General features: G+C 69.0%; 25 protein-coding genes. 14 read left to right on the top strand and 11 right to left on the bottom strand.

Annotated elements, in window-relative coordinates; genetic code table 11:
• Positions 1-158: 158 nt before the first annotated feature.
• The 5 genes from LXN01_RS09285 to LXN01_RS09305 all read left to right on the top strand — a co-directional run bounded on the left by LXN01_RS09285 (position 159) and on the right by LXN01_RS09305 (position 4381).
• A complete protein-coding gene (locus LXN01_RS09285; RefSeq protein ID WP_236864384.1) occupies positions 159-1301 on the top strand; it encodes an FUSC family protein in 1143 nt (380 codons plus the stop codon).
• Between the two features lie 107 nt (positions 1302-1408).
• On the top strand, positions 1409-1720 hold the full coding sequence (locus LXN01_RS09290; RefSeq protein ID WP_236864385.1) for a DUF2516 family protein: 312 nt from the start codon (positions 1409-1411) through the stop codon (positions 1718-1720).
• Between the two features lie 93 nt (positions 1721-1813).
• Positions 1814-3007 carry a glycosyltransferase gene (locus LXN01_RS09295; RefSeq protein WP_236864386.1) on the top strand — a complete coding sequence of 398 codons (1194 nt, stop codon included), beginning with the start codon at positions 1814-1816 and terminating at the stop codon, positions 3005-3007.
• On the top strand, positions 3004-3612 hold the full coding sequence (locus LXN01_RS09300; protein WP_236864387.1) for a type III secretion system chaperone family protein: 609 nt from the start codon (positions 3004-3006) through the stop codon (positions 3610-3612). The genes LXN01_RS09295 and LXN01_RS09300 overlap by 4 nt, the downstream gene beginning before the upstream one ends.
• 16 nt (positions 3613-3628) lie before the next feature.
• Positions 3629-4381: a phosphoglyceromutase gene (locus LXN01_RS09305; protein WP_236864388.1), complete on the top strand. Its 753-nt coding sequence runs from the start codon at positions 3629-3631 to the stop codon at positions 4379-4381.
• A 130-nt stretch (positions 4382-4511) separates the two neighbouring features.
• Here the strand turns inward: LXN01_RS09305 and phoU are convergent, their stop codons facing one another.
• Entirely contained in the window at positions 4512-5177 is a 666-nt protein-coding gene (phoU, locus tag LXN01_RS09310; protein ID WP_236864389.1) for a phosphate signaling complex protein PhoU, read from the bottom strand.
• A 227-nt stretch (positions 5178-5404) separates the two neighbouring features.
• Here phoU and LXN01_RS09315 point away from each other — a divergent pair, with 227 nt between their 5' ends.
• Together LXN01_RS09315 and LXN01_RS09320 are read left to right on the top strand one after the other, a co-directional pair.
• Positions 5405-6682: a sensor histidine kinase gene (locus LXN01_RS09315; protein ID WP_236864390.1), complete on the top strand. Its 1278-nt coding sequence runs from the start codon at positions 5405-5407 to the stop codon at positions 6680-6682.
• Complete coding sequence (locus tag LXN01_RS09320) at positions 6679-7359, top strand: response regulator (RefSeq protein ID WP_236864391.1); 681 nt, start codon at positions 6679-6681, stop codon at positions 7357-7359. Before LXN01_RS09315 ends, LXN01_RS09320 begins: the two co-directional genes overlap by 4 nt.
• 147 nt (positions 7360-7506) lie before the next feature.
• On the opposite strand, the gene LXN01_RS09325 is transcribed toward LXN01_RS09320, so the two are convergent.
• Positions 7507-8061 carry a hypothetical protein gene (locus LXN01_RS09325; RefSeq protein WP_236864392.1) on the bottom strand — a complete coding sequence of 185 codons (555 nt, stop codon included), beginning with the start codon at positions 8059-8061 and terminating at the stop codon, positions 7507-7509.
• Positions 8062-8317: 256 nt separating this feature from the next.
• Between LXN01_RS09325 and LXN01_RS09330 the strand changes: the two genes are divergently transcribed.
• From LXN01_RS09330 to ispF, 3 genes are read left to right on the top strand one after another with little or no spacing between them, the layout of a single operon-like run.
• Complete coding sequence (locus LXN01_RS09330) at positions 8318-8800, top strand: CarD family transcriptional regulator (RefSeq protein WP_236864393.1); 483 nt, start codon at positions 8318-8320, stop codon at positions 8798-8800.
• Between the two features lie 47 nt (positions 8801-8847).
• A complete protein-coding gene (locus LXN01_RS09335; RefSeq protein ID WP_236864394.1) occupies positions 8848-9588 on the top strand; it encodes an IspD/TarI family cytidylyltransferase in 741 nt (246 codons plus the stop codon).
• Complete coding sequence (gene ispF / locus LXN01_RS09340; RefSeq protein WP_236864395.1) at positions 9585-10076, top strand: 2-C-methyl-D-erythritol 2,4-cyclodiphosphate synthase; 492 nt, start codon at positions 9585-9587, stop codon at positions 10074-10076. The genes LXN01_RS09335 and ispF overlap by 4 nt, the downstream gene beginning before the upstream one ends.
• On the opposite strand, the gene LXN01_RS09345 is transcribed toward ispF, so the two are convergent.
• The 6 genes from LXN01_RS09345 to LXN01_RS09370 form a co-directional block, all read right to left on the bottom strand.
• Positions 10065-10601 (bottom strand): hypothetical protein, encoded by a 537-nt coding sequence (locus tag LXN01_RS09345; RefSeq protein WP_236864396.1) that lies wholly within the window; start codon positions 10599-10601, stop codon positions 10065-10067. The two genes, ispF and LXN01_RS09345, sit on opposite strands and share 12 nt — an antisense overlap.
• Before the next feature lie 172 nt (positions 10602-10773).
• On the bottom strand, positions 10774-12057 hold the full coding sequence (gene dctP / locus LXN01_RS09350; RefSeq protein ID WP_236864397.1) for a TRAP transporter substrate-binding protein DctP: 1284 nt from the start codon (positions 12055-12057) through the stop codon (positions 10774-10776).
• A gap of 261 nt (positions 12058-12318) precedes the next feature.
• Positions 12319-13005: an MBL fold metallo-hydrolase gene (locus LXN01_RS09355; protein WP_236864398.1), complete on the bottom strand. Its 687-nt coding sequence runs from the start codon at positions 13003-13005 to the stop codon at positions 12319-12321.
• The gene (locus tag LXN01_RS09360) at positions 13005-14096 is read right to left on the bottom strand and encodes an S-(hydroxymethyl)mycothiol dehydrogenase (protein ID WP_236864399.1); all 1092 of its coding nucleotides are present in this window, start codon (positions 14094-14096) and stop codon (positions 13005-13007) included. Before LXN01_RS09360 ends, LXN01_RS09355 begins: the two co-directional genes overlap by 1 nt.
• 265 nt (positions 14097-14361) lie before the next feature.
• Positions 14362-14481, bottom strand: a complete 120-nt coding sequence (locus LXN01_RS09365; protein ID WP_236864400.1) for a methionine/alanine import family NSS transporter small subunit — start codon at positions 14479-14481, stop codon at positions 14362-14364.
• Complete coding sequence (locus tag LXN01_RS09370; protein WP_236864618.1) at positions 14478-16121, bottom strand: sodium-dependent transporter; 1644 nt, start codon at positions 16119-16121, stop codon at positions 14478-14480. Before LXN01_RS09370 ends, LXN01_RS09365 begins: the two co-directional genes overlap by 4 nt.
• Before the next feature lie 193 nt (positions 16122-16314).
• Between LXN01_RS09370 and cysS the strand changes: the two genes are divergently transcribed.
• Positions 16315-17766, top strand: coding sequence for a cysteine--tRNA ligase (gene cysS / locus LXN01_RS09375; RefSeq protein ID WP_236864401.1), 1452 nt, complete (start codon positions 16315-16317; stop codon positions 17764-17766).
• A 79-nt stretch (positions 17767-17845) separates the two neighbouring features.
• Positions 17846-18802 carry a 23S rRNA (guanosine(2251)-2'-O)-methyltransferase RlmB gene (gene rlmB, locus LXN01_RS09380; protein WP_236864402.1) on the top strand — a complete coding sequence of 319 codons (957 nt, stop codon included), beginning with the start codon at positions 17846-17848 and terminating at the stop codon, positions 18800-18802.
• Between the two features lie 135 nt (positions 18803-18937).
• Here the strand turns inward: rlmB and LXN01_RS09385 are convergent, their stop codons facing one another.
• From LXN01_RS09385 to LXN01_RS09395, 3 genes are all read right to left on the bottom strand, one after another.
• Complete coding sequence (locus tag LXN01_RS09385; RefSeq protein ID WP_236864403.1) at positions 18938-19729, bottom strand: SDR family NAD(P)-dependent oxidoreductase; 792 nt, start codon at positions 19727-19729, stop codon at positions 18938-18940.
• Between the two features lie 56 nt (positions 19730-19785).
• Positions 19786-21051 carry a DUF4032 domain-containing protein gene (locus tag LXN01_RS09390; protein WP_236864404.1) on the bottom strand — a complete coding sequence of 422 codons (1266 nt, stop codon included), beginning with the start codon at positions 21049-21051 and terminating at the stop codon, positions 19786-19788.
• An 84-nt stretch (positions 21052-21135) separates the two neighbouring features.
• On the bottom strand, positions 21136-21852 hold the full coding sequence (locus LXN01_RS09395; RefSeq protein ID WP_236864405.1) for an ABC transporter ATP-binding protein: 717 nt from the start codon (positions 21850-21852) through the stop codon (positions 21136-21138).
• 153 nt (positions 21853-22005) lie between these two features.
• On the opposite strand from LXN01_RS09395, the gene LXN01_RS09400 reads away from it, so the two are divergent.
• Both LXN01_RS09400 and LXN01_RS09405 read left to right on the top strand, forming a co-directional pair.
• Positions 22006-23007, top strand: coding sequence for a LacI family DNA-binding transcriptional regulator (locus LXN01_RS09400; protein WP_236864406.1), 1002 nt, complete (start codon positions 22006-22008; stop codon positions 23005-23007).
• A complete protein-coding gene (locus tag LXN01_RS09405) occupies positions 23007-24119 on the top strand; it encodes a substrate-binding domain-containing protein (protein WP_236864407.1) in 1113 nt (370 codons plus the stop codon). The genes LXN01_RS09400 and LXN01_RS09405 overlap by 1 nt, the downstream gene beginning before the upstream one ends.
• Positions 24120-24134: the final 15 nt, after the last annotated feature.

Genomic DNA, 24134 nt, shown 5'->3' on the forward strand with positions numbered 1-24134 from the left:
CCTCCAGCCCACCCGGGGCGATCCTCCGACTGGGGCCCGGGCCGGTCCTCTCACTGCCAACAGGACCCGTCCTCCCGCTGGCGCATGGGCCGGCTGCCGGAGCCCTATCCGGTGTCCGAGGCGTTGAGTAGACTCGACACGCAGCAGGAGGTGCGCGCGTGAGACTCCGTCCGCAGGAGTGGGCCAGGCAGACAGCAGACCATATTCGCAACCGAACGCGTCAGGGACTCCGGCGGATCCGCTCGAACTTCTCGCAGCTGGCCCAGGTCACCATCGGCGCAGCCCTGGCGTACTCGTTCTGCTTCTACGTCCTCGGTCACGCCTATCCGTTCCTCGCCGCAGTGGCAGCCGCCGTCGGCACCGGAGTCACCGCCGACCGCCGGGTGCGCCGGGCGATGGAGATCGGACTGGGCGCCACTGCCGGAGTGCTGGTCGGCGAGGCCATGGTCGCGACGTTCGGCACGGGACTCATCCAGCTCGCGGTGACGATGTTCATCGGGCTGGTGATCGGCACGATGATCAACTCCGGGGCCATCTTCATCACGCAGATCGGCATCCAATCGATCTACGTGGTCACGGTCCCGCCGCTGTCGCCGTCCGCCGAACCGCTGGATCGGACCACGGACGCCCTGGTGGGTGCCGTGACGGCGATCCTGATGGCGCTCGTCGTGCCCGATGACGCCCGCAAAGGCCCCCGCGACAAGGCATCATCGCTCCTGCAGGAGATCTCCGAGGCGCTCGTCGAGTCCGCCGATGCCCTGGCCAGGGCCGATCCGGAGGCGGCGCGCCGAGCACTCAACCGCGCTCGCGACTCCCAGGGGATCGTCGACTCGTGGCGCTCGAGCCTGCGGATCTCCCAGGAGGCAACCCGGATCAACGCCCGCTCCCGGCGCTACGCTGCCGAGGTGACTCGGCTGTCCAAGGCCGTCGAGTTCGCCGATCGCGCGATGCGGATGGTGCGCGTCGTGGCCCGTCGAATCGTCGCGATGACCGAGCTGGGCACCCCGCGACCGGACTCCGCCGAGCTCGTCGAGCAGTTCGGGGACGGCGCGAACCGGCTCCGGATCGCCCTGCAGCGCGGCACCTCGCGGGTGCCGGCCGAAGAGTTCCTCTCCGAGGCGACGGCGCGGCTCGATCCCTCCGGTGACCGGGTGACCGACATGCAGGACCGGACGCTGGTGCTGCTGCTGCGGCCGCTGGCGGTGGATCTGCTGCAGGCCGCGGGAGTCACCGAGGACGCCGCCCACGAGCGGCTGCCCGTGCTCAAGGGCGACACCACCGAAGGTCCGCCGGTGGAGTGAGCCCGCCGGTCCCGCCGCTGGAGTGAGCCCGCCGGTCCCGCCGCTGCCCAGCAGATTGCCCGCACGCACCGGCGTCCTCACGGCTTCGCTTGGTAGAGTGGTGTCCTATGTCAGCTCTTGCCAGCGCCCAGAGCATCGTCTTCCTGATCCTCACCGTTGCGGCCTTCGCGGTCGAACTGGTGGCCTTCGTCGATTCCCTGCGGTACCGCGACGAGGTCTACCGCGCCGCCGACAAGAAGTCGAAGACCTTCTGGACGGTGCTGCTGGGAATCTCCGCCGCCGTCGGGTTCCTGGCGATGCCGCCGTTGAGCCTGATGCCGATCTTCATCTCGCTGCTCGGCTTCGTCGCGGCAGCGGTGTACTTCACCGATGTCCGCAAGGGTCTGCGCTCCGTCGACCCCCGCTATCGCGGCCGGTGAGCGAGCCCGGTTCGGCGCTGTGTGCGCTGCGGCTCCGCAGCCCCGAACCGACGGACCGCTGCCGCGGGCGGTGAGCGGGTAATATCAGCTAGCGTGCGCGTCGCCGTCCTCTCCCTCCACACGTCTCCCGCAGCTCAGCCCGGTCAGGGCGATGCAGGGGGCATGAACGTCTATGTGCAGGCCACCGCACGGCAGCTCGCCCGGCTGGGTCATCAGGTGGAGATCTTCACCGCCGACCCGCAGGCTCCCACCTCCGGATCCGTCGTGCTGGCACCCGGAGTTCGGCTGCATCAGCTCACCGTTCCCGCGGAGGACAAGGACGAACTGGCCGAGGTCGTGGCCGAGCTGGCCGCGGAGATCGCCGTGCACCCGGCCCTCACCGAGATCGACCTGGTCTGGGCTCACTACTGGATCTCCGGCGCAGTCGCCCTGGAGCTGCGGGCGCAGACGCCGCTGGCGATCTCCTTCCACACCATCGCGGAAGTCAAGGACCGCGACACCGGTCGGCAGAGCGAGCCGGCGGAGCGCGTGAGCGCCGAGCGGGCCATCGCCGCGGCCGCCGATATCCTCGTGGCCAATACCTCGCAGGAGGCCGCCGACCTCCAGCAGCTGCTGGGCGCCGCGGGGGAGCGCATCGTGGTCGCGCCGCCGGGGGTGGACCACGAGATCTTCACCCCTGGTCCCATGCAGCTCGCGCGGCGGGCGGTCGGCGAGGAGTCCGCTGATCTGCTGCTGCTCTACGTGGGCCGGATGCAGCACGTCAAGGGCACCGACACCGCCATCGACGGATTCGCCGCACTGCGCCGCCTCGACCCGGTGCTGGCCGCGCGCACTCGGCTCGTCATGCTCGGTGCCGCCTCGGGCCACGACGCGGACGACGCCGCCTTCACCGAGCGCATCGGCCGGGCCGGGCTGGCCGATCAGGTCGAGATCCTGCCGCCGGTGCCGGCCGAGACGCTGGTCCAGTGGTACCGTGCCGCCGACGTCGTGCTCGTTCCGTCGCGCAGCGAGTCCTTCGGCTTCGCCGCGGCCGAGGCGGCAGCCGTCGGAGTGCCCGTCGTCGCCTCGGCGGTCGGCGGGCTCGAGTACATCGTCGAAGCGGGGGTGACAGGCCTGCTGGTGGCCGAGGACGACCCGCTGACGTGGGCGCGGGCACTTGAGATCCTCTTGCCTGATCCGGCGCTGCGTGCTCGGATGGGAGAGAGCGCACATCGGCGAGCGCAGCGATTCGACTGGCACCAGTGCGTGGCCGCAGTCGTGGCCGCCGCGGAACGGAGGCACCCATGAGCCGGACAGGCAGCGATGCAGCGACCGACGGTCCGTCGGCAGGAACGACGACCGGCCGGACCCCGACCAGCGCGTCGAACAGTGGGTCGGCCGCGGTGGCCGCGGCCGACCTCACGGTGGAGTGGGCGCAGGCCCAGGGGCTCGAGGTCGACCGGCTGTCGGACACGCACGCCGTCGTCACCATGCCGGGCGAACGGAAGCTCAAGACGACGGTGTCGGTGAAGTGCTCGGACCGTGACGTGGACCTGCAGGCCTTCGTGATCCGGAAGCCCGACGAGAACGTCGAGCGCTTCCACACCTGGCTGCTCCAGCGGAACTCGAAGCTCAAGGGCCTGGCGTTCTCGATCGACAGCCTGGGTGACGTGTACCTGAATGCCTCGCTGCCGCTGGTCGCGTGGAGCGAAGAGGTCCTCGACTCGGTGCTGGGACGTTTCCTCAGCGCCGCCGAGGAGTCCTTCAACGAGCTGCTGGTGATCGGATTCCTCACCTCGATGAAGAAGGAATGGGCGTGGCGGGTCGCCCGCGGGGAGTCCACGCGCAATCTTCAGGCCTTCGCCTCGCTCCTGCAGGACTCGGATGACAACGAGTTCATCGGCAGGTACTGACGCCGGGCATGGAAGAATGGGCGACAGGACATACAACCTCGTACTGCTGCGCCATGGCGAAAGCGAATGGAACCAGAAGAACCTGTTCACCGGATGGGTCGACGTGCCGCTCACGGACAAGGGGCGCGCCGAAGCCGCCCGCGCCGGCGAGCTGCTGACCGCCCATGGACTCCTGCCCGAGATCTCCCACACCTCGCGCCTCAAGCGGGCCATCCTGACCGCGAACCTCGCCCTCGAGTCCGCTGACCGGCTGTGGATCGACACCAAGCGGTCCTGGCGGCTCAATGAGCGCCACTACGGTGCGCTCCAGGGTAAGAACAAGAAGGAGATCCGCGACGAGTTCGGCGAAGAGCAGTTCATGATCTGGCGCCGGTCCTTCGACACTCCGCCGCCGGTGCTCGACGACTCCTCCGAATGGTCGCAGGCGGGAGATCCGCGCTACGCGAACCTCGGCGAGGCGCTGCCGCGCACTGAGTGCCTGGCCGACGTCGTCGTCCGTCTGCTGCCGTACTGGTACGACGCGATCGTGCCGGACCTGCAGCTGGGCCGCACCGTGCTGGTGACCGCCCACGGCAACTCGCTGCGCGCCCTGGTCAAGCACCTCGACGGCATCTCCGACGCCGACATCCCGGGCCTCAACATCCCGACGGGCATCCCCCTGCACTACGAGCTCGACGAATCGCTGACACCGGTCAGCCCCGGTGGCACGTACCTCGATCCGGAGGCCGCCGCGCAGGCCATCGGGCAGGTCGCCAACCAGGGCCGCTGACCCGCCCCCGAACCAAGTGGGCGGAGCCGACGCCTCGGGAGCGCGAAAGGACCGGGCACACCAGTTCAGGTGTGCCCGGCCCGTTGGCGTGCGGCCGCACTGTCCGTGCGCGGCGGCACTGACCCCGCGGTCAGTCCTTGGCGGAGAGCTCCGGCTCCCAGTTGCCGGTCAGCAGGTATTCGACCTTCTGCGACACGTTGACCGCCTGGTCCCCGAAGCGCTCGTAGTAGCGCGACAGCAGGGTGACGTCGGCGATCTGGGCCGGCGTGATGTCGCCCGGCTGCTGGTCGGAGATCAGGGTGAAGATGCGCAGATGGAGCTCATCGAGCTCCTCGTCGATCGCGTTGATCGTGGGCACGGCCGCCAGGCCGGGGTTGTCGAGCAGGCTGACGAGGGTGGTGCTGATGAGCTTGGCGGAGCGCCCCATGTTGTTGAAGGTGTCGCGGAACTCGTCCGGCACCGCCGGCTTCGGATGGCGGATGCGCACCAGCGAGGCGATGTGACGGGCGAGATCGCCCATCCGCTCGAGCGCGATGCTCATCTTCAGCGCGGAGATGACGACTCGGAGATCGGCGGCGACGGGAGCCTGCAGAGCCAGGATCTGAGCGGCCTGCCGGTCGATCTGCGACTCGAGGTTGTCGATCTCCCGGTCGGAGTCGATGACCGACTCCGCGAGGCCGAGGTCATTGGTCTGGATTGCCTCACTGGCCTGCTCGATCGCCTGCGCAGCCTTGCTCGCCATGATGACGAGATCGTCGGCGAGGGCTTTGAGCTCGTTCTTGAAGACTTCGCGCATGGAGCACGCTTCCTTTCCCAGGGGGTTGTGCCGAGGACGGCAGGTCGAATGCCGAATACGGCAGGGCGGTCCGCCGACCAGCGGCGGAGCCTGCAGACGGGATCCGCCCTCACGCTCCCAGCTCGGTGTGAATCGACGCTGGCCCGCAGATGAACTTATCCCTAAAGAATACGCCTTCCGGACAGGAACTCGCTGAGCTCCGTTCACTCGACCAGTAGGCTTGATCCGTGGATCTGTTGGTCGTCGCCGTCATCACCGGCATCATCGGGCTGGGCCTGGGCATCGCCGGGATACTGGCGTTCCGCTTCTCCGAGCACAGCCGCAGCTCCGCGGATCTCCACTCCGAGAACGAGCTGCCGGACGGCATCGCCGAGGTGCTGGCAGTGCTGCCGAGTGCCGCGATCGTCCTCGACGCCGGCGACGACGTCGTCAAGGCTTCGCCCGCCGCCTACACCTACGGCCTGGTGCGCGGTCACGAGCTGTCATCGCCCGGCCTGCTCGAGGTCGTGAGGCGCGCGCGCGTCCGCGGCCTCATCGAGGAGCTCGGCTTCGAGCAGCAGCGCAGCTCGGACCCGCGGGCAATCCGCCACCTCCACGCCCGGGTCGCCCCGCTCGGGCCGTCCTTCGTCCTGGTGCTCTGCGACGACCAGACCGAGGCCAAGCGCCTCGAGGCCGTGCGCCGGGACTTCGTCGCCAACGTCTCCCACGAGCTCAAGACCCCGATCGGGGCCATCGCGCTGCTGGCCGAGGCCGTCACGGACTTCGCCGACGACCCCGAGGCGGTCGAGCGGTTCGGCGCCCGGATGCAGCGGGAGTCCAAGCGCCTCACCCAGCTGGTCCAGGAGATCATCGACCTGTCCCGCGTGCAGGACCACGAGACGCCGGCGGCCAGCGAGCTGATCCCGATCTCCCAGGTCATCGATGACGCCGTCGACCGGGCCGCCACCCGCGCCGACTCCAAGAACATCACCCTGCAGGTGGTCAGCGGGGGGGAGTGGGCGGTCGAGGGCAACTACGAACTCCTCGTCAACGCCGTGCGCAACCTCGTCGACAACGCCATCAGCTACTCCAACGAGGGAACGCAGGTGGGCATCGGCGCCAAGCTCGACGACGGCCGGATCGCGATCGCGGTGACCGACCAGGGAATCGGCCTGAGCAGGGAGGACACCGAGCGCGTATTCGAGCGGTTCTACCGAGTGGACCCCGCCCGCTCCCGCGTCACCGGCGGCACGGGTCTGGGACTGAGCATCGTCAAGCACATCGTCGCCAGCCACGGCGGCGAGATCCGCGTGTGGAGCCAGCTGGGGCAGGGCTCGACATTCACGATCCTGCTGCCGATCGCCCGCGGCGGTGACAGCCCGGAGCTCGCCGCAGCGGCCGAGCAGGGTATTTTGATCAGTACCGGCTCTCGGGCCGACGCCGACGCTCCTGCCCAGCGGGCGGGCGCCTCGGCGGCGGAGCCGGAGCCAGTCGACGAAGAAGAGCAAAGGAAGCAAACGACGTGACACGAATTCTGCTCGTCGAGGACGAGGACTCGTTCTCCGACCCGCTGTCGTACCTCCTGGGCAAGGAGGGCTACGAGGTCGTCGTCGCCGAGGACGGTCTGCAGGCTCTTGCCGAGTTCGACCGCAACGGCGCCGACCTGGTGCTGCTCGATCTCATGCTGCCGGGAGCATCCGGAACGGAGGTGTGCCGGTCGCTGCGGTCGAAGTCCAATGTCCCGATCATCATGCTGACGGCGAAGGATTCGGAGATCGACAAGGTCGTGGGACTGGAGCTCGGAGCCGACGACTACGTGACCAAGCCCTACTCCTCGCGCGAGCTGCTGGCGCGGATCCGCGCGGTGCTGCGCCGCAACACCGAGCCCGACGGACTGGTCGACTCCGTGCTGGAAGCGGGAGGCGTCCGCATCGACGTCGACCGTCACGTGGCCTCGGTCCGGGGCACGGAGCTGTCCCTGCCGCTCAAGGAGTTCGAGCTGCTGGAGATGCTCGTGCGCAACGCCGGCCGGGTGATGACCCGCGGGCAGCTCATCGACCGGATCTGGGGTCAGGACTACGTGGGCGACACCAAGACGCTGGACGTTCACATCAAGCGCCTGCGTGCGAAGGTCGAGGTCGAGCCCTCGGACCCGAAGCTCCTGGTCACGGTGCGCGGACTGGGCTACAAGTTCGAGGCCTGAGCAGGACGGATCATCCTGGCAGACCTCCCGGCCGGCGGCTGCGGCAACCCGGCCGGGAGGGCGCAGAAGAGGCGGGCAGCGATCGCTGCCCGCCTCTTCTGCACCCCCGGCTCGGCGTCCTGCGCTGCGGCCGGCCCGGGCTGAAGATCAGCTTGCCGTCGGCTCCTCGGCACCTGCGGTCTCCGTGGCCGCGGGATCCGTCGGGTCTTCTCCGCCCTCGGCGGGTGCGGTGGGGACGAGAGTCGCGTATTCGGGAAGCGCGTCGCTGACGATCTGCGTGCGCACGGTCTGCGACTCCCCGTTGACCGTGACCTCCACGTCCTGGAGTGCGCCGGGTTCGCCCTCGTAGCCGCTGACGACGATCGGCTCCTGGTCGAGGAAGGGATTGTCAGGATTCTGCAGCAGCTCACCGCCGGCGGGAACGGTCTCCGAGACGGTCGCGTCGCCGACCTCGAACTCGACCTGCGCCTCCTGATCGGAGTTGTTCACGATGGCGTAGAACAGGTTGGCATCTCCCTCTCCGTTGCCCACCAGGAGCAGACCGCGGATGGCGACGTCACCGAAGTCGGCCGATGCGCCGTCCCCGCCGTTGTACTGGTATTGGGCGGTCTGCTGCGCCGAGAGCAAAGCTGCACAGCCGCTGACGGGGGCGATGAGGGCGACTGCGGCGGCGGCCAAAGCGACGCGGGAAAGCCGTTTCACGGTTCAAGCTCCTTGAAGTGGCAAGACAGAATCACTTTCGCATATTACCCGTTCTTTGACCCGCTGTAGAACCGGCTGGGAGAACTGTGCGGATACCCCGAGAGGGAACGCGAGCGAGCGGTGCGCCTCGTCATCGGCGCACAGGTGAACCCCAGATGAAGAATCGGGACTTTATCACACGCTGGGCGCTCCCCGGGAGAAGGCTGTGGTGAGTGTCATGTTAGACTGGAGGTCCGCGAAAGGGGTATAGGAGAATATGAACTTTCAGGTCGGCGATACCGTTGTCTATCCTCACCACGGAGCTGCGATGGTGCAGGAGATCAAGACCCGGACGATCAAGGGTGAAGAGAAGCTGTACCTCAAACTGCAGGTTTCGCACGGTGATCTGATCATCGAGGTCCCGGCTGAGAACTGCGATCTGGTCGGAGTGCGAGATGTCGTCGGCGAGGAAGGCCTCGCGCAGGTATTCAACGTCCTGCGTGCGGACATCTCCGAAGAACCCACCAACTGGTCTCGCCGCTACAAGGCGAATCTGGAGAAGTTCCAGTCCGGTGACGTCATCAAGGTTGCGGAGGTCGTCCGGGACCTGTGGCGCCGCGAACAGGACCGCGGACTTTCCACCGGTGAGAAGCGGATGCTCGCGAAGGCCCGTCAGGTCCTCGTCTCCGAGCTCGCTCTGGCCGAGAAGAAGGAAGAGGAAGAAGCAGAGGCCCTGCTGGACGAGGTTCTCGCGTCCTGAGCGCCTGTGTCGTGATCCCGGCCGCGGGGTCGGGAACTCGTCTGGGGATGGGCATCCCCAAAGCATTCGTCGAAATCGCCGGAGTCACGCTGCTTGAGCGCAGCGTGCTCGGCGCACTCGCCTCGGGGGCAGCCGCACATGTGGTGGCTGCGGTTCCCGAGGCGCTCGTGTCTGCGGCTGCGGATGCATTGGCTGCGCGTGTGCGTGCCGCGGGGCTGGACCCGAGCACGGTCGACGTCGTCGTCGGCGGTGAGGACCGCGTCGCCTCGGTGCAGGCCGCACTGGAAGCGGTGGGCAGCTGCTCGAACGTCCTCGTGCACGATGCCGCGCGCTGCCTGACCCCGCCCGCGGTGTTCACGCGCGTCGTCGCGGCCCTGCGCGCCGGTGCTGCCGGCGTGGTGCCGGCCCTGCCGATGACGGACACCGTGAAGCGAGTGGCCGGACGGGGCCCGGCAGGCGGTGAAGCGCTGGTGAGCGACCTGGATCGCTCGACGCTGCGCCGGGTGCAGACCCCGCAGGGCTTCCCGTTGGCCATCCTGCAGGAGGCGCACCGGCTCCAGCGGGCGGACCCGAATCCGGCAGCCACCGACGACGCGATGCTGGTCGAGCGGCTGGGTCACGTGGTGGAGGTCGTCGCCGGGGACGAGCGGGCATTCAAGATCACCCATCCCATCGACATGCGGCTCGCGGAGCTGTACGTCGGCGACAGCGAACCGGACGCCGGCCCCCGGAAGCCCGGGATGGCGGACGGATGTGCCGAGGCACCCCCGAAGGAGAGGATCGAATGACGGATCGACTGCTGCCCCAGGTGGGACTCGGAGTCGACGTGCATGCCTTCTCCTTGGACCCGGACCGGCCGATGTGGCTGGCCGGACTGCTGTGGGAGGGCGTGACGGGGCTTGAGGGGCACTCGGATTCGGATGCGGTGGCCCACGCCTGCTGCGACGCGCTGTTCTCCGCGGCGAGGATCGGCGACCTCGGCGCGCATTTCGGAACCGACCGGCCGGAGCTGGCGGGCGCCTCGGGTGCGGAGCTGCTTGCGGAGGCCGCACGGCTCGTGCGCGCTGCAGGATTCGAGATCGGCAATATCGCGGTGCAGGCAGTGTGCAGCACCCCCAAGATCGGCAGGCGGCGCGAAGAGGCGCAGCAGGTGCTCAGCGATGCGGCCGGTGCGCCGGTCGCGGTGTCGGGCACGACTGCCGACGGGCTCGGCCTGACCGGGCGTGGTGAGGGAGTGGCTGCACTGGCCACCGCACTCGTGTTCTCAGCTGCGTGAGACGTATCCGATGGCGTGACAGCCGTCGGAGAAGGTCAGCCGCGCGGGCACCGCATCCTGCTCATCCCAATCCGAATACCGGGCGAGAGTGGCCTGTCCCTCATGCAGGAGGGCATCCTCCGCTGGCTCGCCCTGCGCGGTCGAGGGCAGCGGGCCGCGCAGCACGAGCGGTGTCGAATCGGCCTGCTGCAGCAACAGATCGCGCGTGGCGGTCACTCCGGTGAATTCCACTTCCTCGGTCAGGTGAGCGCTCCTGTCGTGCCTGAGGCGCTGCAGCGGCAGGACGCGCCGGAGGCCGAGGCGGCTCAGGAACACGCCGCCGAAGGCGACTGCGGCCGCCATCGCCAGGGCGATCGCGGTTGCGGAGAGTTCGAGGGAGGGCACGATCACGGAGATTGCGAGGCCGATCGCGATCACGATGAGCGCGATCCCGTAGAAGAGGTTCCACCCGGGGCCGTTGATCTCCGCAGTGATCCACATCTGCTCGGTCCGGCTCAGGGTGTGCTCTCTCTCCTGCTTGGTCATGCGGCCATTGTGTCATCTTCAACAGGTCGGGTCGACAACGCCGAGATGCCCCCGACCTGGAAGGTCAGGGGCATCTCGCGACGCTGCCGGGGCAGGTGAACCCATCAGCCCCGGCGCGGACCGAACTGCTCGCTGTCGGTCCTGTCAGCCGATCTCGGAGCTGCCGGTCGGATCAGCTCGGCCGGTGGCCGGCCGCCGACTCGGAGAAGACGCGCTCGGCCAGCGGACGGAAGTCCACGCTGCCCTTCTCGTACCACTCGTCGAGCTGGTCGAGCTCGCCGGCGTCGGTGTAGCCGAGCTCCTCGACGATGCCGGTCCACTTCTCCGCGGACGCCTCCATCTGCTCACGGATGTCCTCGGGCAGGCGTCCCTCGGCGATGAGGTCGTCGACGAGCTTCTCCTGGGTTTCGGCGATGATCTGTTCGGTCTCCGGATCCATCTCCACGAACTCGCCGCCGGCGCCCTTGGCGTCGCTGACGGCCTGGCGGCCGGCGTCCATGGTGTTGACGACCATTCCGTGCCAGTGGTCGACCTCGGCGTCGAAGATGATCTGCTGGTAGGCCAGCGGCAGCTCCTTGATCGCCGGGCCGGCCACGTGCATCGCTGTGGCCGAGCCGGTCATGCGCTTGTCGGCGAAGTGGGAGACATACGGGGCGACCTCGAGCAGACCGGTCGAGCCCGCGACCTGCGGCTGCACGAAGGTGCAGTCCACCGTGCCGCGCTGCAGCGCCTCGAACGTCTCTCCGTACTCCATCGACACGGGGCTGGCCTCCAGCGCCTCGGCGAACGCAGTGTGCGCAGTGCCGGCGATCCGCATCTGCCGACCCTGCCAGTCCTCCGGGGCGGAGCCCGGCTCGCTGCAGGCCGTCCAGTAGTCGCCGGAGCTCATGAGCGGGGAGAGCGGTACGAGGCCCTTCTCCTCGATGCTCTGCATGTGCTCCTCGCTGTTCCAGCCGAGCTCGCTCATCATCGCCGCCGAGATCGCCTCACCGGTCAGGGGTGCTGCCGTCGAGTAATGCGTGAGCTTGCTGTAGGCGTCGACGGTCGGGAACTCGTCCGGGAAGTAGATCGCGGCGTAATAGGCGATGTCGACGCGACCGTCGGTCAGCGCGTCATCGAGCTCCGTGTACGGTGCGATCGACTGGCCCCACGCGTTCTCCAGCTTGATCTTGCCGCCGGAGCGCTCCTCGATGTACTTCTGGAAGGCCAGCCCGTTGGCCGCCGTCTCGGAGTTCTGCGAGGATGCACCGGGCTGATACGTCAGAGTGACGGGCTCGAGCTCCGCCAGCGCTGCGTCGACCTCCTCCTGCGATGCCCCGTACTCGAATCCGGTTCCGCCGCTCTGGCCGCCGCCGCTGGCGCCGACCCCGCCGGCGCAGCCGGCGAGCAGTCCGATGCTCGCTCCGGCCGCGAGTACTGCCGTCAGTGCGCGGTTCGTGCGTTTCGTCGTCTTCATCTGTGACCCACCTCTTCGTACGTCGGTGCCCGCGCAGCGGCGGGCGATGAAGAAAACTTACCGAATGATCGTTCGGATGGGAAGTCGACGCGGACTGCGGTTCTCGGATTCGGGGGACCCCACCGCCGGCGAAGTGCCTGATTCGATCGCTGAATGGCTGACGCCGGACCTCGTGGAGGCCCGGCGTCAGCACTGCGGGTGTGCTCGCGGGAAGGTGACGGGCTGCCGGGAGAGGACATGTTCTCCCGGCAGCGCTCACGATCAGTGGCCGCGGTCGACCCACTCCTGCAGATGCGGCTTCTCGGCACCGATCGAGGTCGCGTCGCCGTGGCCGGTGAGCACCACCGTCTCGTCGGGCAGGGCGAAGAGCTTGGTGCGGATCGACTCGATGATCGTGTCGAAGCTCGAGTACGACCGTCCCGTCGCTCCCGGTCCGCCCTGGAAGAGCGTGTCCCCGGACAGCAGCACCGGGACCTCGGCGCCCACCGGGGTTCCGATCACACCGGGCAGTCCGCCGACATTGAGGCCGGAGGGTGCGTAGAAGCAGGTGGAGCCGGGCGAGTGTCCCGGCGTGTGGATGGCACGCAGCGTGGCACCGCCGACGGTCAACTCCTGCCCGTCCTCGATGGTGCCGTCCGGCTGGGCTTCCGGGTAGACCATCTCCCAGAGGACCTGATCCTCGGGATTGAGGAGAACCGGCGGATTGCCCAGCGCCTGCTTGGCATCAGCGACAGCGCGGATGTGATCGTCGTGGCCGTGCGTGAGCACGATCGCCTGGACCGTTCGGCCGGCGACCGCCTCGACGACGGCATCGGGGGAGTGGGCCGGGTCGAAGACGATCACCTCGGAGTCGTCGCCGACGATCCACACGTTGTTGTCGACGTCCCAGGTGCCCCCGTCGAGCGAGAAGGTCCCGGACGTCACCACATGGTCGACACGAGCAGTCATCAGAACTCCACCACCGAACGCAGCACCTCGCCGCGGTTCATCTTGTCGAACGCCTCCTCGACCTGATCGATCCGGATCCGCTCCGTCACGAACCTGTCGAGGGGCAGGCGCCCTTCCTTGTACAGCTGCACGAGCATCGGGAAGTCGCGCTCCGGCAGGCAGTCGCCGTACCAGGACGACTTGAGCCGGCCGCCGCGGCCGAACACGTCGGCCAACGGAAGGCTGAGCTCCATGTCCGGGGTGGGCACGCCCACCAGGACGACGGTGCCGGCGAGATCGCGGGCGTAGAACGCCTGCCGCCAGGTCTCCGGCCGGCCGACGGCGTCGATCACGACGTCGGCGCCGAAACCGCCGGTCAGCTCCTGCACGGCCGACACCACGCCGTCCTCGTCGAGATCCTTCGAGGCGATTGTGTGGGTGGCGCCGAGCTCCTTCGCCGCGGCGAGCTTCTTCTCGTCGAAGTCGATCGCGATGATCGGCGAGGCGCCGGCGAGGTGGGAGCCGGCGATCGCCGCATTGCCCACGCCGCCGCAGCCGATCACGGCCACGGACCGGCCGCGGGTCACCTGGCCGGTGTTGATGGCCGCGCCGATGCCCGCCATCACTCCGCACCCGAGCAGCCCGACCACGGCGGGATCCGACTCCTCGACCTTCGTGCACTGTCCGGCGGCCACCAGCGTCTTCTCCGCGAAGGAGCCGATGCCGAGTGCGGCTTCCAGCTCGGTGCCGTCGGTCAGGGTCATCTTCTGGGTGGCGTTGTGGGTGTCGAAGCAGTACCAGGGCTCGCCGCGCTTGCAGGCCCGGCATTCGCCGCAGATTGCGCGCCAGTTGAGGATCACGAAGTCGCCGACAGCGACGTCGGTGACGCCTTCACCGACCTCGGAGACGATCCCGGCCGATTCGTGGCCGAGGAGGAATGGGTAGTTGTCGCTGACCCCGCCTTCCCGATAGTGGAAGTCGGTGTGGCACACCCCGCACGACTTCACATCGACGACGACCTCGCCGGGTCCCGGATCGGGGATCACGATGTCGGTGAGTTCGACGGGCTCGCCCTTGGCCTTGGCGACGATTCCCTTGACTGTGGTGGGCATACGGCCTCCTGAAGGTGCTGATGGGTCTCCGGCCAGTCTATGGGCAGGAGTCGAGCAGGGACCACTGGCCGGGGCGACGGCGCCGGGGCAGCGGGCACCGGCCGCAATCCGCGCAGGGGCGGCAGGCCGCGCACCGGAGAGAGCCGAACGAACGAGGCGGCCGGGGCATGAGCCCCGGCCGCCTGTCAGCTCGCCGGCCGCCTGTCAGCTCGTCGGATTCCGAGTCAGCTCGTCCGACTCCGAACCGCCGCGTGGCGACCCCGAGTCATTCCTCATGACCGATGGTGTCGTCGGGATGGCGCCGCAGGTGCAGGATCGAGGCGACCAGACCGCCCCAGACCGTGCACAGGGCGATGATCATCATGATGATGGCCGATGCGCTCACAGTGTCTGTCCTCCTTCGGTTCGGGTCTGTTCCGGTCTCGGGGTGCTCGCCGCGGGGCCGGCGCCGGAGCGGTCCTGCTCGGCGAGCGAGGCGGTCGCCGCATCCGAGGCGGCAATGGCGTCCTCGGTGTGCCGCAGGGCGCGCTTGGGCCACGGGATCAGGGTCAGGACGATCGCCACCACGATGAGCAGCGCGATCATGCCCCAGCCGAACACATTGGTGAAGCTCTTCGGCATCCCGCCGTAGCCGTCCTGGATCAGGGTGATGATCTGTGAGATCAGCATGTAGCCGAGCACCAGCGGCGTGATGACGGACAGGCAGATCATCCAAGTCGGCCCGAGTTTGAAGGACGACGTCGCGTTGATGTGGTCGCGCAGGACCGGCAGCTTGCGCAGCAGCCAGGCGACCACGATGAGCGAGACGACCGCGGAGCCGACGACGCCGATGTTGTTGGCGAAGGCGTCCACGACGTCGAGCACGTTGAGTCCGGTGACCGTGGGCATCGTCAGGCAGGAGATGACTGCCATCAGGCCGCCGACGATGAGCAGCGAGGTGCGGTTGCTGATGTCCAGCTTCTCGGCGACGGACTGCACCGGCACCTGCACGATCGAGATCAGCGATGTCATCCCGGCGAACACCAGGCTGCCGAAGAAGAGAATGCCGAACAGGGCACCGCCGGGCATCTGCGAGATCAGCGTGGGGAAGCTGATGAACGCGAGCCCGACTCCCGAGGCGACGACCTCGTCGACGGCGACGCCGGAGGCCTGAGCCATGAAGCCCAGCGCGGCGAAGACGCCGATGCCGGCGAGCACCTCGAAGCTGGAGTTCGAGAACGCCACGACGAGGCCGGAGCCGGAGAGATTGGTGCGGCGCTTGAGGTACGAGGCGTAGGTGATCATGATGCCGAACGCGATCGACAGGGAGAAGAAGATCTGGCCGTAGGCCGCCACCCACACCGCCGGATCGGCCAGCGCCGCGAAGTCCGGGGTGAAGAAGGCGTCGAGTCCGGCGAAGGCACCCGGCAGGAAGAGCGCCCTGACCACCAGGATGAGGAACATGACGACGAGCAGCGGGATGAAGATCAGGTTGAAACGGCTGATGCCGCGCTGCACGCCCAGCAGCAGGACGCCGAGCGTGACCACCCAGACGATGATCAGGGGGATGAGCACGCCGGGGACGAAGTCGCCGGAGAGTCCGAACTCCCCGGACTGCTGCAGGAACTCGCCGATGAAGAAGCTCTCCGCATTGTCGCCCCAGGCCTGGGTGACCGAGAAGATCATGTACATTCCGGCCCAGCCGATGATCACGGCGTAGTAGATCCCGATCACGAACGCGATGCCGGTCTGGAACCAGCCGATCGGCTCGGCGGCCCGGGTGAATGCGCGGAAGGCCATCGGCGCCGAGGAGCGGCTGCGGTGCCCGAGCGCGTAGTCGAAGAACAGGATCGGGATGCCCGCCGTGAGCAGGGCGACCAGGTACGGGATCAGGAAGGCGCCGCCGCCGCTGTCATAGGCGACGTACGGGAAGCGCCAGATGTTGCCCAGGCCGATGGCGGACCCGATGGCAGCCATGATGAAGGCTGTTCGGGTCGCGAACATCTCGCGCTGGGACGATGTCGTCATCGACACGGTGTCCTCCATGTTGTCGGTGACCGGCCCGGCAGGGTGGGTGTGCCCGACCGGCCGGTGGTCATGCACGCGGGTGGGTTGTGCCAGTTGAGCTCGTGGTCACGTGACCGGCGTCTCAATCTCCGCCAGTGTAGCGAACTTGTGCCTCGCCTGAGAACTCGGTGTGGTTTCCTTGGCAGTCGCCGGCATCTCCTAGACTTGCAGTGTGACTATCAAGCTGTTCAACACCGCATCCCGGAGCCTCGAACCCTTCACCCCCGTCAATGAGGGCAGGGCGGGGATCTACGTGTGCGGTGCCACCGTGCAGGGCGCGCCCCACATCGGGCACATGCGCTCGGCAGTGGTGTTCGACCAGCTGCGGCGCTGGCTGGTGTACCGCGGCCTCGAGGTCACGCTGGTCCGCAATGTCACCGACATCGACGACAAGATCCTCAGCAAGTCGGCTGCGGAGGATCGCGAGTGGTGGGCTCATGCGTATCTCTACGAGCAGCAGTTCACCGCCGCCTACGACGCGATGGGGGTGCTGCGGCCGACCTATGAGCCGCGGGCGACCGGGCACATCACGGAGATGGTCGAACTCATCGAGCGCCTGCTCGCGGCCGGTCATGCCTATCAGGCGCTCGACGGCTCCGGTGACATCTACTTCGACGCCGTCTCCTGGCCCGAGTACGGCTCGCTGACCAACCAGCGCCTCCAGGACCTCAGCGATGCCGAGGACGCGCCGCTGCGCGGGAAGAAGGACCCCCGTGATTTCGCGCTGTGGAAGGCGCACAAGGACGAGGAGCCGGCCACCGCGTCCTGGCCGACTCCGTGGGGCCGGGGGCGGCCGGGCTGGCACATCGAGTGCTCGGCGATGTCGACCAAGTACCTGGGCGCAGAATTCGACATCCACGGCGGCGGTCTGGACCTGCGCTTCCCGCACCACGAGAACGAGCTGGCCCAGTCGACCGCCGCGGGTGACCCCTTCGCCCGGATCTGGATGCACTCCGGGCTGCTCAACGTCGGCGGCGAAAAGATGTCGAAGTCACTGGGCAACTCCGTCTTCGCCCACGAGCTGTTCGCGCAGTTCCCCGCGATCACGGTGCGGTTCTTCCTGTCGTCGGCGCACTATCGCTCGGTGCTCGAGTACTCCGAGGAGCTCATGGCCCAGCAGCAGGCGGCGCTCGACCGGTTCGCGAACTTCCTCACCCGCGCCCGCGAGGTCCTCGGCGATGCAGCCCCACCCGTCCCCGAGGCGGTCGCCGGGTGGGCCGGTCGCGCAGTGGAGGTGCCCGAGGAGTTCGCCGAGGCGATGGACGACGACCTGTCGATCCCGCGGGCACTCGCCGTGGTCTTCGACCGGGTGGGGGAGGGGTTCCGGCTCCTCGACGCCGGCCGGACCGGCGCGGAGCTCGTGCGCGTGGTCGCGGAGGTCGAGCTCATGCTCGACGTGCTGGGAGTCGATCCGAGTGCTGCCCACTGGGCCGGCGCCTCGGGCGGGGACGACACCGCGGCGCGGGCGCTCGACGCGCTCGTGAGCACGCTCGCCGGCGAACGGCTCGAGGCGAAGGCGCAGCAGGACTACGCGCGCGCCGATGCGATCCGCGAACGGCTCACCGCCGCGGGAATCGCCCTCGAGGACACCGTCGACGGCTTCCGCTACCAGATCAAGGGCTGAACGGCCCCCATCATCACCGGCGCACCGCCGCCGGCGGCCGGAGAAGCACTTCCGGCCTCTCGACAGACAAGGAACCGATATGCCACCCAAGCCACGCGGCGGAGCAGTCCGCAGAACCGGCAAGGGGCCCACCAAGGGCTCCGGCGGCCAGGGCAAGCGCAAGCTGCAGGGCAAGGGCCCCACGCCCAAGGCCGAGGATCGCGTCTACCACAAGGCGCACAGGGAGGCCCAGGAGAAGCGGGCCCGGCAGGCGGCGCAGGCCAGGCGGAAGAAGAAGGAGCACGGCTCCGACGTGGTCGCAGGCCGCAACTCCGTGCTCGAATCGCTGCGCGAGGGTGTGCCCGCGACGGCGCTCTACGTAGGGCAGCGGATCGACTCCGATGATCGGGTCCGCGAGATCATCGCACTCGCCGCCGAGCGCGGCGTCGCCATGCTGGAGGCGAGCAGGCCCGACCTCGACCGGATCACCGACGGGGCGATCCACCAGGGGGTCGCTCTGCAGGTGCCGCCCTACGAATACAGTCACCCGGATGATCTGCTCGGGCTGGCGGGTGAGCGGTTCGAGACCCCGCTGCTCGTGGCGCTCGACGGAGTCACCGACCCGCGCAACCTCGGCGCCATCGTGCGCTCGACGGCGGCGTTCGGCGGCCACGGGGTGATCGTTCCCGAGCGGCGCGCGGCGGGGATGACCGCAGCCGCCTGGAAGACGTCTGCCGGCGCCGCGTCCCGGATCCCGGTGGCACGCGTGGTCAACCTGGTCCGATCGCTCGAGGACCTCAAGAAGCAGGGCGTCTTCGTCATCGGACTCGACATGGACGGCGACGTCGAGCTGCCGGCGCTGGAACTGGCGACCGTCCCCGTGTGCATCGTCGTCGGCTCGGAGGGCAAGGGGATCTCGCGGCTGGTGAGCGACATCTGCGATCAGATCGTGTCGATCCCGATCGCCGCCTCCACCGAATCCCTCAACGCCGGCGTCGCCGCAGCGGTGGCGCTGTACGAGGTGGCACGGACCCGCGCCGCCGCCGCCGAGGCCTGAGAGCGGATCCGCGGGTCGCCCCGGTGTCGGCTGCGCGGGGGGGCCGAAGGCTGCACATCACGGACGACACCGGGGCCGCGCACGTCAGCTGACGCGCGCGGCCCCGGTCGCATGCCGCCTCGGGCGGGGTGGCTCTCAGACCCGCGGGGTGAACCGGCCGTCCTGGGCCATCCACCCGCCGTCGACCAGGAGGGAGTGCCCGGTCACGAAGCTCGAGGCGTCCGAGACGAGGAACAGGACCGGTCCCGCGATCTCCGGCAGCTGCCCCCAGCGGGCCAGCGCGGCCTTGTTCGCGTAGGCGTTCCACCACTCCTCGTCGGACTTGATCTGCTCGGTCAGCGGGGTCTCGAACGGACCCGGCAGGATCGAGTTCACCCGCACGCCGGAGGGGCCGAGCTCGCTGGCCAGGGTCTTCGTCAGCTGCACCACGCCGGCCTTGGCCGCCGCATACAGTCCCTGGCCCGGCTCCACCACCAGGGCGCGGAAGGACGCGAACGTCACGATCGAGCCGCGGCCGCGCTCGGCCATCCGGGTGCCGAATCCGCGCATCAGGCGGTAGGTGCCCTTGAGGTTGATGTCGATGACGCGGTCGAACTCCTCGTCGGTGGTCGTCAGCAGGCGCTTGCGGACGTTGAGGCCCGGCGTCATGACGAGGGCGTCCGCCTCGGCGTGGGCCGCGACGACCGCCGCCACGGATTCGGTCGAGGTGACGTCGACAGCGGTTGCCTCGGCGGTCCCGCCCCGTTCGGTGATGAGGTCGACGGTCTGCTGAGCGCCCTCTTCATCGAGGTCGGCGCACACCACGCGCGCTCCGGCGTCCGCGATGCCCAGCGCGGACGCCTGACCCAGGCCCGAGGCGCTGCCGACGACCACGACGGTCCGCCCGGAGAGTTCGAACATCGCCGGGATGGAGGGAAATTCTGTCATTGCCTGCCTTCTTCGAGAGTGCTTCCGTCAGGTCGGTCGAGCCGACCAGTCAGAGACTACTCCCAATAGTCCGGGTCGCGGAGATCGTGTTCGCTCAGCACCTGGAGGGCGGCGGTGCTCGGCTCCCTGAGGTACGAGGCTTCCCTGGGACGCTGGGGGAGGACGTTCTCGACGTAGGAGCGGATGGCGTCCGGGGTGGAGACGTCGCTGCCGGAGCGCTCCGACAGGTACCAGCGGTGATCGAGGAATTCGTGGAACACCTGGGCCTCCTCCAGCCGGTCGCGGAAGTCGCCGGGAATCCCCTCGACGACGGGCCGGTAGACGTCGCGCAGCCAGTCCGCGGCGGACTTCTCCTCCGAATCGTCCGCTCTGCCGGTGGCGATCCGATAGCTGTCGAGATCGTTGAGCATGCGGCGTGCCTGGTTCTCCTGGGCCTCGATGCCGGTCAGCCGCAGCAGGCGACGACGATGGTGACCGGGCTCGACGACCTTCGGCTCGATGCGCGTGGTGACCCCGTCGAGGTCGGTGGTGACGGTGAGCTCGCCGATGTCGAAGCCGATCGCATTGAGCCGGCGGAAGCGGTCGTCGATCCGCCAGCGCTCGTCGATCGAGAATTCCTCCGGCTCTCGCAGCTCCTGCCACAGCGTGCGGTAGCGCCGCAGCAGCTGATCGCTGAACGCCATCGGGTCGACGTCGGACGCGACCTTGCCCCCGGCCTGCAGGTCGAGGAAGTCGCCGGCGATGTTCGTCCGGGCCAGGTGCAGATCGTGCTCGCGCTGGCCGTCGGACAGGTCGGCGTGCAGCTCCCCGGTCTCCGCATCGACCAGATAGGCCGCGAAGCTGTCTGCGTCGCGGCGGAAGAGCGCATTCGACAGCGATACGTCCCCCCAGAAGAAGCCGGCGAGGTGCAGCCGCGCCAGCAGGGCCGCGAGCGCGTCGACCAGGCGTTCGGCCACGCCGATGTCGAGCTGCTGGCTGATCAGGGCGCGGTAGGGCAGCGAGTAGCGCAGGTGCACGGTGATGAGTGCACCGGGCAGCTGCGCACCGGCGGCCGTGCGGCGTTCGACGACGTGGCCCAGCGGCGCCACTGCGGGCACCTCGAGGTTGGTCAGGGCCTGGAGCATGTCGTGCTCGCGGGCGGCGATCCGGTCCTGGGTCTCCTTGACCGCCAGCACATCCCCGCCGAGCTCGACGAACCGCACGACATGACGGGACAGGCCGCGGGGCAGACCCACGAGGAGATCTTTGGGCCAGGCGGCCAGCGGCAGGTGCCAGGGCAGCTTCCTGACCTCCGACGCCAGCCGTTCGGCGTGAATCTGCATAGTGGGCTCCTCATCCGCCTGGTGGGGGATCGTCTCCGCTCGTCCCGCTTCGGGCCGGTTCGACGGATCCGCGCGGCACCGCAGTCAGCTGGGCTCCGGCTCCGGCTCCGGCACCAGCGTCGTCAGCTGCGAGAACTGCTCCGGGGCGAAGACGCCCAGCAGCCGGCCGTCGTCGAGCACCGCGATGTGGTCGGCCACCGCACGCGCGTCCTCCAGTGATGACGTCGCGTACAGCGTGGTGATGCCCAGGTCCTGCTGCATCGCGCGGATCTGATCCCGGGTGCTGTCGCGGACGTCCTGCGGCAGGTGGGCCAACGGCTCGTCCATGACGAAGACCCGGGGCTTGCGGACGAGTGCCCGAGCCAGTGCGACCTTCTGCCGCTGGAGGCCGTCGAGCTCGTCATTGCGGGCATCGAGCACCTCGGTGAGACCCAGCTGAGCCGCGGCGCCGAGCACGCGGCGGTCGATCTCGTCCCGGTCGAGGCCGGTCAGGCGCAGCGCGAATCCCATGTTCTCCGCAACAGTCATGTGCGGGTAGAGCGCGTAGTTCTCGAAGGCGAGCATGACGTCGCGGTCGGAGGGGCGGGTGCTGCCGACGTCCTGGCCATCGATGGCGACGGTGCCGCCGGAAGGGCGCTCCATGCCGTGGATCATGCGCAGGATGGTGGATTTGCCGCTGCCGGAGGGCCCGAGCAGAACGAAGAATTCGCCATCGGGCACGTGCAGGGTCACTCCGGTCACGGACGGCGTCACCGTGGAGGGGTAACGATGGCTGACATCGGTCAGGGTGACCGTGGACATAGCGGAGATCTCCTTCTGCGGCCGGTATCTGGTGCCGCTGGAGGCGGGCGCCGAGATCTGGCAGGGCTGACAGTCATCGTAGTCCCGGAACACGTCCGTCGACGCAGGTGGACGGTTCTCGGACCAGCTCTTCCCCCACCGTAGGATAGGCGCATGAGAGTTCGCCTGGAGGACCTCGCCGAGGCGGCCGGGGTGTCCGTCACCACGGTGTCCCGGGTGCTCGGAGGGAGGGGCAAGGTGGCCGCGTCCACCCGTGAGCGGGTCCTCGACGCCGTCGACCGGCTGGGCTACTCCCGCTCCACCCTGCTGCGCCGGACGCCTGCCCACCTGATCGCGGTGTGTGCTCCGGCCTCGCCGGAGCACTGGCAGCTCGCCGTCTGCCGGGCCGTCTCCGAACAGCTGCAGTCCGAGGGCATGCTCATCTCCTCCCCCTTCCTGAGCCCGGAGCTCGCCGAGGTGCGGGCCAGCGTCGCCGCCGGCGCCTCGGTGATCGTGTCACCGACCTTCACCCGCTTCGACGTCGACGTGCCGGTGGTGCGCTTCGCCGAGGCGACCTTCGAGGAGCAGGCCCTGCCCCCGACAGGAGCCCCCGCGGTGGGCAGCGAATGGGTCGCCGCCCGCCTCGATCTGACGGGCGGGCTGGTGCGCGCCTTCGAGCATCTCACCGCTCTCGGCCACCGGCGGATCGGGCTGATCAGCAACGAGACCGGTGCGCTCGCCGAGCAGCTGGAGCGCCGATTCCTGGCCGAGCATCCGGCTCGCAGCATCTCCTCGCGGCTGGACGAGTGGATCGCGCGGGTGCCGAAGTCCTACTCCGGCGGCATCGAGGCGGCGCTCCGGCTGCGCGGCGCCACCTGCACCGCGATCATCGTGCAGAGCGCCCTGCAGCTGCACGGCGTGTTCGCCGCCATGCGGCAACGGCGGCTGGTGGTGCCGCGGGACCTGTCGGTCGTCGGCTTCGGCGACTCGGCGACGATGCGCTACACGGACCCGCCGGCGACGGTGCTCGCATTCGACAACCTGGGGATGTCGGGGGCGCTCGCGGCGGGAGTGCGCTCGGTCCTCGATCTGCCGGGGGAGCGGATGACGTCCGTGGCACCGAACTTCCGGCCGGTCCTGATGGCCCGATCGTCGACTGCCGCGGCCCGGTCCTGATGCGGTCGAACATCACCCTCAAGCAGATCGCCGAGGCGTCCGGTCTGTCGGTCTCGACGGTGTCCCGGGTGCTGCGCAACGCCCCGAGGACCTCCGATTCCGCCCGTCGGTCCGTCGACGTCGCGCTGCGGACGCTTGGATTGAGCCGGGGCGGCCCAGGCACGTCATCGGGAGGGTCCCGGCTCGCCGGCGACGCCGGCTCGCCGAGTCGGGGAAGCGGCCTCGGGACTGCCGACGGCAGCGGGTCTGCCGACCGCAGCGGGTCCGAGGAGCAGCGGCGGGTCCGGCGCAGGACCATCGTGGTGGTCCAGTCCGCGCTGCTGGGCGCCGACGTCGACCCCTTCGAATCCCTCACTCTCGAGGTCGTGCGGCGGATCTACCGCCTCGGCGGGGTGGCGCTGCGGGTGCGCACCGGCCCGGACCTGCCGTCCCAGGCGACGCTGCTGCGGGATTTCGGGGTGTCCGGGGCGCTGGCGATCGGAGGTGGTTCGGCGGTGCCGGAGGCCCATCGGCTGGTCGCGCTCGGCGTCCCGACGGTGCGGGTGTCCAACGCGCGTCACGAGGGCACCGGGCAGTTCGTCCTCGACGCTTCGCAGGGCATCGACACCGCGGTGCGCCACCTCATCCACCTGGGCCACCGGCGGATCGGGATCTCGGTGCCCGATGACTCCTCCGCGAATTCCCGGGTGGCAGCCTTCCGCCGCTCGATGGCGGACGTGCTCCATATCCCCGCGACCCGCGAGCAGGCGCCGGTGGCCGCAGCGGGACCGGGGATCCTCGCCGGCTCCCAGGCCGCTGACCAGCTGCTGCACGCGAACTGCTCGGCGATCATCAGCTGCTCGCCGGCGCTGACCCTCGGCGTGCTCGAATCGACCAAGCGCATCGGCCTGGACGTTCCCTCGGACGTGTCGCTGCTGACGGTGGGCGACATGCCCGACGCCGATGTCGTCCATCCGCCCCTGTCGCAGGTGACGTTCGACTGGGCGAATCTGGCGCAGTCCGCACTCGCGGAGCTCGACCGACTGATCCGCGGGGCGCGGACGCTGCCCGACTACTCGGTCAGCCCCGAGCTGGTGCTCCGGTCCTCTGCGCAGCCCGTCCGCGTCCGCTGACTCACAGCGCAGGAC

It is taken from the genome of Brevibacterium daeguense, assembly GCF_021729135.1.
GTDB lineage: Bacteria > Actinomycetota > Actinomycetes > Actinomycetales > Brevibacteriaceae > Brevibacterium > Brevibacterium daeguense.